The sequence below is a fragment of the Pigmentiphaga sp. NML080357 genome, from assembly GCF_002188465.1.
In the GTDB taxonomy this organism is placed as follows: Bacteria; Pseudomonadota; Gammaproteobacteria; order Burkholderiales; family Burkholderiaceae_B; genus Pigmentiphaga.
Map to the genome: position 1 here is coordinate 102,394 of NZ_NINW01000048.1, position 14,810 is coordinate 117,203.

The window sequence follows — 14,810 nt, forward strand, 5'->3', positions numbered from 1 at the left end:
CGTTCACTGCCCCTCGGGAGGCCTGATGCGCAACGCATTTCTTGAATTCGAACAACCGCTGGCCGACCTCGAGGGCAAGATCGAGGAGTTGCGCTTCGTGCAAGCCGACTCCGCCGTCGATATTTCCGAGGAAATCAGCCGGTTGCAGCAGAAGAGCCAGGCGCTGGCCAAGGAAATCTATTCGAAGCTGACGCCGTGGCAGACCGCCCTCGTGGCGCGCCATCCCCAGCGGCCTTACACGCTGGACTACGTGCGCGAGATCTTCACCGACTTCCACGAACTGCACGGCGATCGCATGTTCGCCGATGACCGCTCCATCGTGGGCGGCATGGCGCGGTTCAATGGCATGCCGTGCATGGTGATCGGCCACCAGAAAGGCCGGGACACCAAAGAGCGCGCCGCGCGCAATTTCGGCATGCCGCGCCCGGAAGGCTATCGCAAGGCCTTGCGCCTGATGCGCCTGGCCGAGAAGTTCGGGCTGCCGGTCTTCACCTTCGTCGATACCCCGGGCGCCTACCCGGGCATCGACGCCGAGGCGCGCGGCCAGTCGGAAGCCATCGGCCACAATCTTTACGCCATGGCCGAATTGCAGGTTCCCATCATCACCACCATCATCGGCGAAGGCGGTTCGGGCGGCGCGCTTGCCATCGCCGTGGCCGATTGCGTGCTGATGCTGCAGTACGCCACCTATTCGGTCATCTCGCCCGAGGGCTGCGCTTCCATCCTGTGGCGCAGCCAGGACAAGGCGTCGGAAGCCGCGGAGGTGCTGGGCATCACCGCGCATCGCCTGAAGGCGCTCGGCCTGGTCGACAAGATCGTCAACGAGCCGGTCGGCGGCGCCCATCGCGATCCCAAGCACATGGCGCAGTTGCTGCGGCGTGCCCTGGCCGACGCCCTGCGCCAGTTCCAGGGCGTGAAGGCCGGCGACCTGGTCACCACGCGCCTCGAACGGATCATGGCCTATGGCCGCTTCAAGGAAACCGTCCAGGCCTGATCCCGGCACGGACGTAGCGGCGTTGCACGCGTCCGAGCTGCTGGACCGGGCGCTGGACGATCTGCCGCAGGTGGACGGCCAAGCCGGGGTGGCCCTCAGCGCCGGCCCGGATTCGGCCGCGCTGGCCGTCAAGGCGGCCGAATGGGCGCAGCGGCGCGGCCTGCAGCTCTGGCTGTTCCACGTTCACCACGGGCTGCACGCAAACGCCGACGCATGGACCGAGCGCGCGTATGAACTCGCGCAGCGCCTCGGCCTGCCGCTTGCGATGCGCAAGGTACATGTCGACCCCGATGACCCGGCTGGCATCGAAGCCGCCGCGCGCGAGGCGCGCTACCGCGCGCTCGCCGAAATGGCCGTCGAGACGGGAGTGGACGCCGTCCTGCTGGCGCATCACCTCGACGACCAGGCCGAGACCGTGCTGCTGCGCCTGCTGCGCGGCGCGGGACCGGACGGCATGGGCGCCATGGCACGCGAGACCCGCAAGGATGGGATTCGTTACCTTCGCCCCTGGCTAGCCCTGCCTAGAAGTCGGATACTTGCATTCATGCACGCCTATTCGGCGCGCACCGGTTTCGAGGCCGTTCAGGACCCCAGCAACCTCGATGCCCGCTACGCCCGAGGCATCCTGCGTGCGCAAGTCCTGCCGGCCATCGAGCGCCATTGGCCGGGGTATCGTTCTACGCTCGACCGCTATGCGCGCCGGTCCGCCGAAGCGGCGGCCTTGCTGCGGGAAGTGGCGCAGGCCGACCTGGAGGCGATCCAGGAACCGCGTCCTCCCTACGGCAACGCGCTGCGCCTGTCCGGGCTGAACCGGCTGGCGCCCGCGCGCAGGGCGATGGTGCTGCGGCTCTGGCTGGCCGGACACGACGTGGCCGCTCCGCCGGAAGCCCGCTTGCGGGAAATGGTCAGGCAATTGCAGGACGCGGCGCAAGACAGGCAACTGTTGCTGCGCCACGGCGACAGGCAGGTGCGCCGCTATCGGGATCACGTGATCGTGGACAGCAGGGACAGCGCGCCGCCCGCGGTACAGGCGGCCGGCGTCGAATTCAGATGGGCCGGCGAACCGTCCATCCGGCTGGAGGCCATGGACGGGACGCTGGTGTTCGCCACCGAGGAATCGGGCATCGACCCGGCGTGGCTGCGCAATACGGGGCTGACGATGCGCCGCCGCCGCGGCCGGGAGCGGCTGCAAGTATCGGCGCAAGGCCCCAGCCGCAGCCTGAAGAATCTCTACCAGGAGCGCGGCATCCCCAGTTGGGAGCGCGAGCGCCTGCCGCTCCTGTACCGCGGCGACGTCCTGGTCTACGCGGCCGGTCTGGGGGCGGACGCGCGCCTGCCGCAGGCCTCGCCCGGCATACGCCTGGAGTGGCGGCCGGACCACCCCGGTGCGACGGTGATGCTTTGACGACATAAGCCGGCGTGCCCCCGTCGCTGCTCCGAAGGTTTTTTCCCGGGCGCCACAAGGAAAGAACGTCATTTTGCGAACTCGAACAAGGTGGGCTACCATCTATGGTTAGCCTTTTTCCCGGGCCGGATCGCGCCCGGGGCCTTCGGGCCTGTAAACAAGCGACAAGACAATGGCACTAATCGTTCACAAGTATGGCGGTACGTCGATGGGCTCGGTCGAGCGCATCAAGAACGTGGCGCGGCGCGTGGCCAAATGGCGCGCCGCCGGCCACCAGGTCGTGGTGGTTCCCTCGGCCATGTCGGGCGAGACCAACCGGCTCATCGGCCTTGCCAAGGAAATCCAGGAACAGCCCGACCCGCGCGAACTCGACATGATCGCCTCCACCGGCGAACAGGTCAGCGTCGGGCTCCTGGCCCTGGCGCTCAAGGCCCAGGGCGTGGATGCCCGCAGCTATGCCGGCTGGCAGGTTCCCGTGCGCACCGATTCCGCCTACACCAAGGCCCGCATCTCCTCGATCGACGACGCCCGCATCCGCGCCGACCTGGACGCCGGCAGGGTCGTCATCGTCACGGGGTTCCAGGGCGTGGACGACGACGGCAACATCACCACCCTCGGCCGGGGCGGATCCGACACCTCGGCCGTGGCCGTGGCGGCCGCGCTCAAGGCGGCCGAATGCCTGATCTACACCGACGTGGACGGTGTCTACACCACCGACCCGCGCGTGGTGCCCGAGGCGCGCCGCCTGAACGTCGTGTCGTTCGAGGAAATGCTGGAAATGGCCTCGCTGGGTTCCAAGGTCCTGCAGATCCGCTCGGTCGAGTTCGCCGGCAAGTACCGCGTGCCCACCCGCGTGCTGTCGTCGCTGACCGACCCGATGATCCCGCTCGACGAAGAAATGAAGTCGGGCACCCTGATTACTTTTGAGGAAGACGAGAAAATGGAAGCCGCCGTTGTTTCCGGCATCGCATTCAGCCGGGACGAAGCCAAGATCACGGTCGTGGCCGTGCCGGACAAGCCCGGGGTCGCCTTCTCCATCCTGGGACCCGTTGCCGATGCCAACATCGACGTCGACATGATCGTCCAGAATCAGTCCGTCGCCGGCACCACCGACTTCTCCTTCACCGTCCACCGCAACGAGTTCAAGAAGGCGCTGGACGTCCTCAACAATCAGGTCGTCAAGGCCATCGGCGCCCGCGAGGTGGTGTCCGACGACAAGGTGTGCAAGGTCTCCATCGTCGGCATCGGCATGCGCTCGCACGCCGGCATCGCGAGCCTGATGTTCAAGACCTTGTCGGAAGAGGGCATCAACATCCAGATGATCAGCACGAGCGAGATCAAGACCTCGGTGGTCATCGAGGACAAATACATGGAACTGGCCGTGCGCGCATTGCACAAGGCCTTCGGCCTCGACCAGATGCCCGAGCAATAATTTTCCGGCCGTTCGAGGCCGAATCACCCTCGGGGCGTGGTACACTGCTCCCCGTTTCGGAAGCGTGCCCGAGAGGCCGAAGGGGCTCCCCTGCTAAGGGAGTATGCGGCTAAAACTGCATCGTGGGTTCGAATCCCACCGCTTCCGCCAGATACGACCCCTCGATTTCCTCAGTGGAATCAAGGGGTTTTTTGTTGGCGCTTTCCCTTGCACAACAAGAATGGCGTTGCCCTGCATTGCAGCGCGTTGCAGGACAGGGAATTCGTCACCTCTTTGTCTTTGCCGTCAGGACTAACCCTATCCGCGTAAGTCTCAGTTTTATGTAAGGTTTTTTTATATCAGCATACCTTATAAATTTGCCAGCGTAGGCACCAACGAAGGGGGACCGCACTGTGCATGCACCAGGTAGATGTCTGGCTGTGGGGTGGGGCGCTGTAAGTCTGGCGGCGGTTCTGGCGGTTGCCGGATGTGGCGGATCGGGGGCGGTGCCTGAGTCCCAGGCCCTGACCGGAGAGGCGGCCTGTGCGGCAGTCAAGGATTTCAGCGGCACGGAGCATAAAGGTGTCATCACCAGCGCCACATGGGTGCCGGCTGGCACGGAGAAGTCCGCGCCGACTGCGGCAACGTTTCTGCCCGCTCACTGTGTGGTCAGAGGCTCTCTCGAGCCCCGGACGGGGGTTGACGGAAAGAGTTACGCGACAAAGTTCGAGCTTCGCCTGCCTCTCGATTGGAACCAGCGCTTCTTCTTTCAAGGCGGCAGCGGACTCGAGGGCATCCTGCCTCCCGCGTATGGCCCGACGGGTGGCGAGAAGACGGCTCTGGAGCAAGGTTTCGCGGTGGTTTCCCAGAACGGAGGCCACGACAATGCAGACCTGCCGGCGCCCGAGGCCTTCGGCTTCGATCCCCAGGCGAGGGTGGATTTCGGCTACGGATCCATCATCAAGACGTCCAGGGCCGCCAAAAGCCTGATCGCCGATTACTATGGCGACGCGATCGAGCGGTCATATTTCGACGGATGCTCCACGGGCGGGCGGCAGGGCATGGTTTTCGCCCAACGTTTTCCGGACGAGTTCGACGGCATCGTCGCGGGTGCTCCGGTATTCGACTTCGGCCGGGTGGTGGCGGCCCGGATCTGGGGCTGGCAGCAGGCCGCCGCGGTGGTGTCTCGAGAGCCGACCGGCATGCCCCGCTTTCACGAGGCGATGCCCCAGGCAGATCGCCAGTTGTTCCAGCGCGAGCTTCTGGCCGCCTGCGACGCGCAAGATGGAGTAGTCGATGGCATGTTGAGCAACGTGGCCGCATGTACTTTCCGTCCCAAGGCGTTGCTCTGCGCCGGAGAAAAGACCTCGGAATGCCTGTCGGCGGAGCAGGTGCGCATTTGGGAAGCCGTGCTGGATGGGCCGGTCGACTCCGCGGGCGCGGCATTCAAGGTGCCTGGCTATCGATCGCCCGGAGAGGTTCCAGTCCGCGGATACCGCATCGACGCCGCGTGGATGACGTCCGCCGGCCAGGCAGCACGTATCACGGGGCAGGGGCCGATTCTGGATATTCAATGGAAACTGAATATCGACCCGACCCCCATCCTGTTCATGACACCGCCCCAGCCGGGATTTCGGCCTCTCGACGATGTCAATTGGGCTACCTGGGGCCGCTCGATGACCGTCAATGCGCCGTGGCTGGCGTCAGATCCTGATCTGGGCCGATATCGTGACAGAGGAGGCAAGATAATCTTCTATCACGGTACCGGAGACAGCGGACCGAACGCCGTCGACACGATCGACTACTATGAATCCGTCGTGGCACTCAATTCGAGTCGTGAGCAAACGGGCAAGTTCGCCAGGCTTTTCCTCGTGCCGGGCATGGGCCATTGCCGAGGGGGGCCCAGCACCGACACCTTCGATCGCCTGGTGCCGATCATGGATTGGGTCGAGCGCGGCAAGGCGCCCGATTTCATCGTGGCACAGGCAGCGCCGGGTAACGCCGACCTCGCCGCAGTGACGCCTGCGATTCCGGCCAACCGGACACGTCCGCTTTGCCCGCATCCCACGTACGCACGTTATGACGGAACCGGGTCGATAGACGACGCCGCCAGCTTCAAGTGCACGCCCCCTGAGGCCGATCCGACGTAATACATGCACGAGCGGCGGGGTCGCCTTCACGGCCGCCCTGCCGGTGTCGATCGCGGTTTTACCTCACACTCCCATTTCCGCGAACACCTCCAGCATTACCCGCTGCCCATCCAGCGCAGCCGGCACGCCGCAGTAGATGGCGGCTTGCAGGAACACCTCGTTGATCTCCTCCTTGGTCAGGCCATTGTTGATCGCGCCGCGCACGTGCAGCCGCAGTTCGTGCGGGCGGTTCAGCGCCGTGATCATGGCGAGGTTGAGGAAGCTGCGCGTGCGGCGATCGAGCCCCGGCCGATTCCAGACGTCGCCCCAGCAATGCTGGGTGACCAGCTGCTGCAGCTCCATGCGCAGCGGATCTTCCGCTGCCTTGGCCAATGACGCGTCGACGTATTCGCGGCCGAGCACTTCCCGGCGCGTGGCCAGGCCTTTCTCGAACAGGGCCTCGTTGAAGCTGCCGCCGAGCGCGGTTTGCGTAGGTGAGGGGGATTGCGCCATGCTTGTCTCCTGGATGGGGAACCAGCAGGGAGCATAACGTGACGCGAGCCGGCCACGCGAATCGCGGCCGGCTCGCGCCGGCGCTCAGTTGCGTGTTGGAATCAGCGGCATGAGCAGATGACTGGCCCTGTCGCCGCCCGTGTAGACGGTGCTGGTCCCGCCGAACTCTTCCACCGGCCTGTCTTGCGGATGATCGTGCCGCATTCTTCCCGGCGCATCGACGATGAAGTCGTGCCCTTGCACCGTGAGGACGAGCCGCCAGCCGCGGGGAAACACCATGCAGGTAGGCCAGATCTCCACGTCCAGCGCATAGACGTCATTGGGCACGAGCTTCTGCACTTCGTCGTGCGGGTGCCAGGGCCGATAGGGCAGGCTGCGCCGCGGATCGGTTTTCCTGTGCGAGGCCCGCAGCCATCCCAGCGCCATCGGCACGCGCTCGTGCGCGCCGATGAAGGTCGCCTCGCGGCCTTCGGGATCGAAGACCCGCAGTACCGCGAAGATGTCCATGTCGCGCGTGGACGAGGACACCCATAGCCGGAGGCTGGCCGGTCCGGTGAACTCGACCTCGTGTTCGAACGGCGGCGTGGAGAAGCTGAGGCCGTCCTTCATCGCGACGAAGGAAGCCTGCCCCCCGCGCGCAGGAGCCTCGAGGCCGAGCGACCCGGACTCGGCGTCGAGGTAATAGGGTGTCCATGCCGTCCGGGCCAGCGGCCATTCGTGTTCCTTGCGCAGTTGTGCCGTGCCGTCGGGACGGCGGATGGCCAGTTGCACGCGCGCTTCCTTTTCCCAGCCGTTGTCTTCGCCGCGCAGATAGTGGTTGAAGAAGCGCTTCTGCAAGGCGACGCAATGCGGCAGGTAAAAGCTCTCGTAATGCGTCCCGATGTGCGCAAACAGCCACTTCTCTTCCGATCCCGCATTGAGGAAGCCTTCGACGTTGCCGCGCAGGTGCATGCCCGGCCCCCCCCCAGTTGGCGGCCGAGAGCACGGGCACCCGGATGGCGGCGAGGTCGGGCGCGAGCGCCTGGTTCCAGGCATCGTCGAGCGGATGTTCGAGCCTGTCCCGCGGGTGATCGGCGCGGCTGCCTTTCAATATCTCTTCGGGCAGGTCGGGACCGGTGGTGCGCTCGCCGGTGAGCCGGTCGCGATGGATGCTGGCGCCGCTGCCGTACTGGTTGGAGAGGACCTGGCGCGGCCACCATGCCTCGGTGAAGCTGTTGCTCAGTATGCCGCCGTGGTAGCTGCCGTCGCGGTAGAGATCGCTCGAGCCTTCCCACGGGACGATGGCGGCAAGATGCGGGGGCCGCAGCGCGGCGACCTGCCATTGCTTGATGGCGAGGTACGACACGCCGATGAGCCCGACCTTGCCGTTGGACCAGGGCTGTACGCCGGCCCACTCTATCCATTCATGGAAATCGCGGGTTTCAACGGGGCCGAAGGGATCCAGGTAGCCTTCGGAGCGGCCCGTTCCGCGCGAATCGACCTGGATCACGACAAAGCCGTCAGGCACCCAGCGCTCGGGGTCGACCACCTCCCACCGCAGATAGCGGCCGGTCGTTCCGTCCGTGTCCAGCCCGGGATAGATCTTCTTCAGGTTCTGCCATTGCGGATTGAAGGCATCCTCGAAATGCACGTCCTTGCCGTAGGCGCCCATGGCCATGACGACGGGGTACCGGCCGGCGGCCTCGGGCCGGAAAACGTTCGCGCGCAGGATCGCGCCATCGGCCATCGCGAGCGCGACGTCGCGCTCGAAGATCATGCCGTTTTCGACGGTGGTCTGTGTCTGGATCATCATGGGGCCTTCTACTGCATGGGAACGTTGGCAAGCTTGACGATGCGGGCGAACTTGTCCATTTCGGCACGGAAAAAGCGCCCGAATTCTTCCGGGGTGTGGGTGGCCGGCGGGCTGTCCCAGGAGATCATCTTGTCCTTGACCTCCGGCACCTGCATGGCCTTGCTGATTTCCGAGTACAGCCGCGCGACGACGGGCGGCGGGGTCTTGCCCGGCGCGAAGATGCCCACCCATCCGCCGTTGTAGTCCATGTCGGGAACGCCGTTCTCGGCCATGGTCGGCACGTCGGGAAAGGCCGCGATGCGCTGGCGGCTGGTGACCGCCAGCGGCCGCACCTGGCCGGCCTTGACGGCGATCGTGGCGGCGGTCGTGCTGAGAAAGCACGCGCTGACGTCGCCCGCGATGACGGCATTGAGGGCCGGCGCGCCGCCCTTGTACGGCACGTGCAGCATGTGGGTGCCCGCGGTGGCGTTGAGCAGTTCTCCCACGAGATGCAGCGTGTTGCCTGTGCCGGGCGAGCCGAAAGTGATCTTGCTGTCGGGTTTGCGCGCCATCTCCAGGAAATCCTTGAAGGTCTTGCCGGGAAAGCCGGGATTGACCACCAGCGTCAGCGCCGGCGCCACCGTCAGCAGGCTGACCGGTGCGAAATCGCGCAGGGTGTCGTACGGCAGCTTGCGGTAGATGCTGGGGTTGATGGCCTGCGAACCCGTGGTGACGAGCAGCGTATAGCCGTCGGGGGCGGCATTGGCGGTGGCTTCGGCCGCGATGATCCCGTTGGCGCCGGCCCGGTTCTCCACGACCACGCTCTGGCCGGTTTGCTTGCCGACCTGGTTGCCCACCAGGCGCGCGAGCAGGTCGGGGCTGCCGCCGGCCGAGAACGGCACGAGCAGCCTGATGGGCCGCGAAGGAAAGTCGCCCTGGGCGCGGGCCGGGACGGCGGCCGCCAGGGGCAGCGAGCCGAGCAGCGCAAGGCATTGTCTACGATCGGGCATGAGGGGGGTCTCCTATTGTTCTTCCAAGGGGGCTCCTATGCGGAACCTGAGGCGGTGGGCCGCCGCTCCGGTCTCCAAGGGCGCGCGGTCCGGTCTTGGGGCGGCCCGGCGGCGCCTGGTCCTAGTTCACTTGCGCGCCCGTCTCCTTCACGACCTTGGCCCATTTGGCCAATTCGCCGTGAAGGTAGCGCTTGGCCTCGGCCAGCGTGCCGCCCAGCGGTTCGAAGCCGGTCGCGGCCAGCCTGGCCTGGAACTCGGGGTCGCGCTGGATGCGGGCGATCTCCGTGTTCAGGCGTTGCAGAACCGCCTCGGGCGTCTTGGCGGGCGCGAACACGCCTACCCAGGTCACGTCCTCGAACCCCGGGAAGCCGGATTCGGCCACCGTCGGCACGTCGGGCAACGCCGACGACCGCTTGCTGCCGGTCACCACCAGCCCGCGAACCTTGCCGGCCTTCACCAGTTCGACCGCCGCCGGCAGGGCCACGCTGGCGAGCTGGGTCTGGCCGGCCGCGGCGGCGGTGAGCGCGGGGCCGGCGCCTTGGTAGGGGACGTGCGTGACAGGGGTCTTCGCCAGTACCTTGAACAGGTATTCCGCCGTCAGGTGCGGCGTGGTGCCCGCTCCCGCGGTGCCGTAGTTGTAGTCACCCGACTTGGCGTCCGCGATGACTTCTTTCAGCGTCTTCGCCTTCAGGTTGGGCGCGGTCACGATGAGGTTGGGGCTGGAGGCCACCAGGGCGGCCAGTACCAGGTCTTTCTCCGCGTCGAAGCCGAGATTGCGCTGCATCGCCGGATTGACGGCGTACGAACTGGTATTGATCATCAAGGTGTAGCCGTCGGGGTCGGCGCGCGCGACTGCCGCCGACGCCACGGATCCGCCAGCGCCGGGCCGGTTCTCGACCACCACGCTCTGGCCCAGGGCTTCGCCCAGGCGGTGTCCCAGTAGGCGGGCAATGATGTCGGCCGGACCGGCGGGCGCGAACGCAACCACGAAACGAACGGGCTTGGCCGGCCATGCGGCCTCGGCCTGCGCCAGGGCCGGGGACGCCAGGCCGCAGGCGGCCAGCAGGGCCGCGCCCATGCGGGGCATTGTCATGTTGTCTCCTCCATGCGCGGTGCGCTGTTAAATCGTGTCCAGGACGTAGCGGGCCATCTCCTGCCGGGTGCAGATCCAGACGTCGTCGGCCTGGCTGACGCGGCCCATGATCTCGTCGTACACCCATGCGCCGGACGGTCGGCCCATGACGTGCGTATGTGCCGTCACGTCCAGCATCAGCGGCGCGGTCTCGCGTTCGCGGAACGCCTCGAAGCAATCGGCGAAAGTGTCCAGCATGTGGCGCGGACCCTGTCCGTAGCGGATGCAGGTGGGCAGGTCGTTGACGTCCATGGTCAGGGGGATGGCGACGATGCGGTGCTTGTCGAACGTCATGACGTATGGCCGGTCGTCGTCGTTCATGTCGCCGTGGTGCAGGTAGCCGGCTTCTGCCAGCAGACGGGAGCTGATCAGGCTTCCCGTGCCGCGCGGGCTGATCCAGCCGGTGGGCGCGATGCCCGCCGTGCTTGTCAGGAGCTGGTGGTTGCGCTGCAGGTTCTGGCGCTCGGCCGCCTCGTCCAGGTAGACGGGAATGACGTCCATGCCCCACGAGTGATTGACGATCTCGTGCCCGAGTTCGGCAATGCGCCGTACGGTGGCAGGATCGCGTTCGCAGATGACGCCGTTCACCATGACGCTGGTCTTCACGCCATGTTTCTCGGCGATGCCGATCAGGCGATGGATGCCGCGGTTGATGCCGAAAGCCGCCCAGGAGTGCGCATTGGTATCGAAGTACCCGGGCTTGAGCACGTTGCCCATGGGGCCGATGCCCGGCGCTTGTCCATCCGACCAGGCCTCGAACGCGATGTTGAAGATCACCGCGATGCGCTTGCCGCCTGGCCAGCGGAAATCGTCCGGCAGGCGCGCGATGTGCGGGGTAACTGCTGCGGGGGCGGTCATGCTTCCTCCTGCACGGTGTTGGCGAGGATTCCGATGCCTTCGATTTCTATCTCGATGCGGTCGCCGGGCTGCATCCACACGGGGGGCGTGCGCGCATAGCCCACGCCGGCGGGCGTGCCCATTGCGATGACGTCGCCCGGTTCGAGCGTGATGGCCTCGGTGAGCAGGCACAGGGTTTCGGCCACCGGAAACAGCATGTTGGCCGTGTTGTCGCTCTGCATGACGCGGCCGTTGAGGCGGGATTCGATCTTCAGCCCCGCGGCCCCCGGGGCCACGCCGGCGGCGGGCACCAGCCACGGGCCGAAAGCGCCGGTGCCGTCGAAGTTCTTGCCTATGGTCCATTGCGCCGTCCTGCGCTGGTAGTCGCGCAGGGTGGCGTCGTTGAAGCACGCATATCCCGCCACCGCGGAAAGCGCGTCGGCCTGCGCGAGATGGCGGGCGCGGCGGCCGATGACGACTGCCAGTTCCGCCTCGAAGTCGAGCTTGGCCGAGACCCGGGGGCGCAGCAGCGGCGCGTCGTGGCCGATGAGAGAGGTGGCGCCGCGCATGAAGAAGCTGGGGTACGAGGGCTTGGCGTTGCCGCCTTCGGCGGCGTGGTCGGCATAGTTCAGGCCAAGGCAGATGATCTTGCCCGGGCGCGGAATGGGCGGGAGCAGGCGGACGCCCGACAGAGGCACCCGGTTGCCGGTGGCGACGGCCCGGGCGGCGGCCTCGCGCATGGCCCGCGGGCCCAGGGCGAGCAGCGCGGCGAGGGCCCCGGGCATGAACGAATGGTCGGGCGCCGCTACTTCGGCGACGCTTTCGTCCACCACGACGCCGATGCGGACTTCGGCTTGTCCCGGCAGCGAAAAGGAAACGAATCGATCTGACATTGTCGATAAAATTCCATATGAATGAAAATATCGACAAAATTCTATCGAGCTAAAATAATATCGGTAACTTGAGGAAAACCCCCACATGCTCGACGCCGATACCGCACCCAGCATGACCGTGCAGATCTACGAACGCCTGCGAGCGGATCTGCTCGATGGTTTATGGCCGCCAGGACAGAAGCTGCCGATGCACCGCCTGCGCGAGCACTATGCGATCGGCGCCAGTCCGCTGCGGGAGGCGCTCAGCCGTCTCGTGGCCGAGGGACTGGCCGTGCACAACGACCAGCGGGGTTTCTCGGCCGCGGCGGTGTCACCGGCCGAACTGGACGACATCGTGCGCAACCGCATCGCGCTCGAATCCATCGCGCTCGAACAGGGGCTGGCGCGCCGCGGCCCCGAATGGGAAGAGGCGCTCCTGATTGCGTTCCACCGGCTGTCGCGCACGCCGCGTTCGGTGGACGCCGACAGCTATGAGGAAAATCCGGTCTGGGAACAGCAGCATCGTGCCTTTCATTTCGCGCTGCTGTCCGCCTGCGGCTCGCCGCTGCTGATGGGGTTTTGCGAGCAACTGTACGACCGCGCTTACCGCTACCGCCAACTGGCGGCGCGCAAGGCCTACAAGCGGCGCAATGAGCTGGACGAGCACCGCGCCATTTTCGAGGCGGTCATGGCGGGCGACCTGGAGACCGCCAAGCAATTGCTGGCCCAGCACTACCAGCGGACCGCTTCGCTGTCGGGCCAGCAGGGTTGACCGGCCCCGCTGGCCGCGCAACCGGTATTCGCATGTGAGCTGCCCATGGCGGATGATACTGAAGCGGTACCGCTTGCCGGCGGCGGCAGGACGTTCGTTCAAGTGCCCACGAATCTTCAGTTTCCCCGCGCCGATTCGATGGCGCGCAACGCCTCGAGCGCGCCCAGGGGCAGGCTGACGCCCGTCGAGAGCCCATGGATCCCCGGTTCGCGCGGATTGATGCGGATGACCGGGACGCCCCCGTCGAAGGCCAGTTGCTCGCTGAAGTGGCGCACCGTGGGAACGGCCTGGCCCGCGCCGATCTCGATCACCACGGGCCGCGATGCCCGTTGCAATTGCCGCTCCAGGCGCCGCGCCTGGGCTGCCGTACGGGCCTCGATCCAGTCCGCATCGCCGAACATCAGGACATTCGGGCGCGCGATGCCGCCGCAATGGGGGCAAGCGGGCAGCGCGTTGCGCAGCACGCAGCGTTCGTCATCGACGTCGGGAACGAAGCCGTCGGCCGGCCAGATGGCATCGCAGCAAGGTTCCAGGCACTGCAGGAAATGCAGCGAGCCGTGGCATTCGGTCACGATGTCTTCGCCAAAACCGGCACGCTGGAACTGCCCGTCGACGTTGCTCGTGAAAACCACGCATCCCGCGGGAAGGTCCCGCGACCAGTCGCGCAGCAGCGCGAAGCCGGGGTGGGGCACGGTGTCGCGATACAGCGCCAGGCGATGGCCATAGAACCCCCAGGCGAGCCGTGGATCGCGATGGAAGGCGCGCGGCGAGGCGATGGCGGTGAAGGCTATGCCGTGCCGGCCGAGGGCGGGGTAGGCGCGCCAGAACCCGTGCTGGCCTCGGAAGTCGGGCAGGCCCGAGTCGATGCCCATGCCGGCGCCGGCGGCGATGACGAGGCAGTCGGCCTCGTCGACGAGCCGGGCAGCGCGCTCGATATCAGGCAGGTGGATGGGCGATGCCATGGGAAGGGGAAGCGAGGAGCTGCAATCATACTCGAGGCCGCCCGCCTCCCTGGCCGGGGTCAGGCCGCGATGGGCTCCGTCGTCGTCTCGGCACGGGTGCGCCAGGCCACGATGTCCTCGATCGTCAGCAGCGGCCAGTCGTTCCGGCGGGCATAGGCAAGGGCGGCGTCGCCGCGCATCATGGTGCCATCCTCGTGCATCAGTTCGCACAGCAGGCCGGCCGGCGCGAACCCGGCCAGGCGGGCCAGGTCCACTGAGCCCTCGGTATGGCCGCGGCGGCCCAGCACGCCGCGCGGATCGGCTCGCAGCGGGAACATGTGTCCGGGGCTCACCAGCGCGGCCGGATCGCCGGATAGGGCCGCCCGGACGGTGGTGATGCGATCGGCGGCCGAGACCCCGGTGCTGACGCCATCGCGGGCCTCGATGCTGACGGTGAAGGCGGTGCCGTTGCGGCTGCGATTGCGCGAGGTCATTTGGGGCAGGCCCAGCGCATCGACCTGTTCGGGCGTCAGGCACAGGCACACGATGCCGCTGCAATCGCGGATCATCCGGGCCATGAGCGGTTCGGTGATGGATTCGGCGGCGATGATGAGGTCCGCCTCGTTCTCGCGGTCTTCGTCGTCCAGCAGGACGACAGGCTTGCCGAGCTTGATGGCGGCCAGGGCGGCGTGGAGGCGCTGCTCGGCCGTGGTGGTCTGGAAATACTGTTGCAGGGACTGCATGTAAACGCTCCGTAAGAATCCAGGAAGCGTTCAGGGCATGCGCTCGGGGAGCGCGTAGGATGCGCGCCGCGGCCGGCGTGCGCGAAGGCGCCGGCATGCGGAACGTGTTCCCGTCTTCTTTCATCCGGACTATGACCGTCGGCTCCGGCTTGGGACCGGATCTGCTGACCTTGCCGGCGGAGCCGGCAAGCGCTCGCGGGCTCGGTGCCGTACAGCACCCTACCGCCGGTGGGGATTTTCGCCCCGCCCTGAAGACGCACCGCCCTGGAAGGCGGCACCG

Annotated in this window: 13 protein-coding genes, 1 tRNA gene, 1 pseudogene and 1 riboswitch; of the genes and pseudogenes, 6 read left to right on the forward strand and 9 right to left on the reverse strand. The window is 66.6% G+C overall.

Annotated features, from left to right (window positions below):
- Nucleotides 1-25: 25 nt before the first annotated feature.
- The 5 genes from CDO44_RS22270 (at nt 26) to CDO44_RS22290 (ending at nt 5,960) form a co-directional block, all read left to right on the forward strand.
- Nucleotides 26-994: an acetyl-CoA carboxylase carboxyltransferase subunit alpha gene (locus CDO44_RS22270; RefSeq protein WP_087782448.1), complete on the forward strand. Its 969-nt coding sequence runs from the start codon at nt 26-28 to the stop codon at nt 992-994.
- On the forward strand, nt 963-2,399 hold the full coding sequence (gene tilS, locus CDO44_RS22275) for a tRNA lysidine(34) synthetase TilS (protein WP_087782449.1): 1,437 nt from the start codon (nt 963-965) through the stop codon (nt 2,397-2,399). The genes CDO44_RS22270 and tilS overlap by 32 nt, the downstream gene beginning before the upstream one ends.
- 172 nt (nt 2,400-2,571) lie before the next feature.
- Nucleotides 2,572-3,831, forward strand: a complete 1,260-nt coding sequence (locus CDO44_RS22280; protein ID WP_087782450.1) for an aspartate kinase — start codon at nt 2,572-2,574, stop codon at nt 3,829-3,831.
- A 58-nt stretch (nt 3,832-3,889) separates the two neighbouring features.
- Nucleotides 3,890-3,981 (forward strand) — tRNA-Ser (locus CDO44_RS22285).
- Between the two features lie 335 nt (nt 3,982-4,316).
- Nucleotides 4,317-5,960, forward strand: a complete 1,644-nt coding sequence (locus CDO44_RS22290) for a tannase/feruloyl esterase family alpha/beta hydrolase (RefSeq protein ID WP_158213384.1) — start codon at nt 4,317-4,319, stop codon at nt 5,958-5,960.
- A 63-nt stretch (nt 5,961-6,023) separates the two neighbouring features.
- On the opposite strand, the gene CDO44_RS22295 is transcribed toward CDO44_RS22290, so the two are convergent.
- The 7 genes and pseudogenes from CDO44_RS22295 to CDO44_RS22320 form a co-directional block, all read right to left on the reverse strand.
- Nucleotides 6,024-6,452, reverse strand: coding sequence for a carboxymuconolactone decarboxylase family protein (locus tag CDO44_RS22295; protein ID WP_087782452.1), 429 nt, complete (start codon nt 6,450-6,452; stop codon nt 6,024-6,026).
- Between the two features lie 84 nt (nt 6,453-6,536).
- The gene (locus CDO44_RS28175; protein WP_233146309.1) at nt 6,537-7,403 is read right to left on the reverse strand and encodes a CocE/NonD family hydrolase C-terminal non-catalytic domain-containing protein; all 867 of its coding nucleotides are present in this window, start codon (nt 7,401-7,403) and stop codon (nt 6,537-6,539) included.
- 52 nt (nt 7,404-7,455) lie between these two features.
- Nucleotides 7,456-8,244, reverse strand: a pseudogene (locus tag CDO44_RS28180) (CocE/NonD family hydrolase); the annotation flags it as partial.
- Between the two features lie 8 nt (nt 8,245-8,252).
- The gene (locus tag CDO44_RS22305) at nt 8,253-9,233 is read right to left on the reverse strand and encodes a tripartite tricarboxylate transporter substrate binding protein (protein WP_087782453.1); all 981 of its coding nucleotides are present in this window, start codon (nt 9,231-9,233) and stop codon (nt 8,253-8,255) included.
- A 121-nt stretch (nt 9,234-9,354) separates the two neighbouring features.
- A complete protein-coding gene (locus tag CDO44_RS22310; protein ID WP_087782454.1) occupies nt 9,355-10,326 on the reverse strand; it encodes a tripartite tricarboxylate transporter substrate binding protein in 972 nt (323 codons plus the stop codon).
- Nucleotides 10,327-10,353: 27 nt separating this feature from the next.
- Nucleotides 10,354-11,223 carry a polysaccharide deacetylase family protein gene (locus tag CDO44_RS22315; RefSeq protein ID WP_087782455.1) on the reverse strand — a complete coding sequence of 290 codons (870 nt, stop codon included), beginning with the start codon at nt 11,221-11,223 and terminating at the stop codon, nt 10,354-10,356.
- Complete coding sequence (locus CDO44_RS22320) at nt 11,220-12,095, reverse strand: fumarylacetoacetate hydrolase family protein (protein ID WP_087782456.1); 876 nt, start codon at nt 12,093-12,095, stop codon at nt 11,220-11,222. The genes CDO44_RS22315 and CDO44_RS22320 overlap by 4 nt, the downstream gene beginning before the upstream one ends.
- Nucleotides 12,096-12,180: 85 nt before the next feature.
- On the opposite strand from CDO44_RS22320, the gene CDO44_RS22325 reads away from it, so the two are divergent.
- Nucleotides 12,181-12,846, forward strand: coding sequence for a GntR family transcriptional regulator (locus CDO44_RS22325; RefSeq protein ID WP_087782457.1), 666 nt, complete (start codon nt 12,181-12,183; stop codon nt 12,844-12,846).
- Between the two features lie 116 nt (nt 12,847-12,962).
- Here the strand turns inward: CDO44_RS22325 and CDO44_RS22330 are convergent, their stop codons facing one another.
- Together CDO44_RS22330 and ribB are read right to left on the reverse strand one after the other, a co-directional pair.
- Nucleotides 12,963-13,808, reverse strand: a complete 846-nt coding sequence (locus CDO44_RS22330; RefSeq protein WP_087782458.1) for a Sir2 family NAD-dependent protein deacetylase — start codon at nt 13,806-13,808, stop codon at nt 12,963-12,965.
- A 59-nt stretch (nt 13,809-13,867) separates the two neighbouring features.
- Entirely contained in the window at nt 13,868-14,530 is a 663-nt protein-coding gene (gene ribB, locus CDO44_RS22335; RefSeq protein ID WP_087782459.1) for a 3,4-dihydroxy-2-butanone-4-phosphate synthase, read from the reverse strand.
- Nucleotides 14,531-14,638: 108 nt separating this feature from the next.
- Nucleotides 14,639-14,790, reverse strand: a riboswitch (FMN riboswitch).
- Between the last annotated feature and the right edge of the window lie 20 nt (nt 14,791-14,810).

Bases quoted from the DNA above. Each gene is read 5' to 3' on its own strand.
- CDO44_RS22270 (WP_087782448.1), top strand. From the start codon at position 26: ATGCGCAACGCATTTCTTGAATTCGAACAACCGCTGGCCGACCTCGAG.
- tilS (WP_087782449.1), top strand. From the start codon at position 963: ATGGCCGCTTCAAGGAAACCGTCCAGGCCTGATCCCGGCACGGACGTA.
- CDO44_RS22280 (WP_087782450.1), top strand. From the start codon at position 2,572: ATGGCACTAATCGTTCACAAGTATGGCGGTACGTCGATGGGCTCGGTC.
- CDO44_RS22295 (WP_087782452.1), bottom strand. From the start codon at position 6,452: ATGGCGCAATCCCCCTCACCTACGCAAACCGCGCTCGGCGGCAGCTTC.
- CDO44_RS28175 (WP_233146309.1), bottom strand. From the start codon at position 7,403: ATGCACCTGCGCGGCAACGTCGAAGGCTTCCTCAATGCGGGATCGGAA.
- CDO44_RS22305 (WP_087782453.1), bottom strand. From the start codon at position 9,233: ATGCCCGATCGTAGACAATGCCTTGCGCTGCTCGGCTCGCTGCCCCTG.
- CDO44_RS22310 (WP_087782454.1), bottom strand. From the start codon at position 10,326: ATGACAATGCCCCGCATGGGCGCGGCCCTGCTGGCCGCCTGCGGCCTG.
- CDO44_RS22315 (WP_087782455.1), bottom strand. From the start codon at position 11,223: ATGACCGCCCCCGCAGCAGTTACCCCGCACATCGCGCGCCTGCCGGAC.
- CDO44_RS22320 (WP_087782456.1), bottom strand. From the start codon at position 12,095: ATGTCAGATCGATTCGTTTCCTTTTCGCTGCCGGGACAAGCCGAAGTC.
- CDO44_RS22325 (WP_087782457.1), top strand. From the start codon at position 12,181: ATGCTCGACGCCGATACCGCACCCAGCATGACCGTGCAGATCTACGAA.
- CDO44_RS22330 (WP_087782458.1), bottom strand. From the start codon at position 13,808: ATGGCATCGCCCATCCACCTGCCTGATATCGAGCGCGCTGCCCGGCTC.
- ribB (WP_087782459.1), bottom strand. From the start codon at position 14,530: ATGCAGTCCCTGCAACAGTATTTCCAGACCACCACGGCCGAGCAGCGC.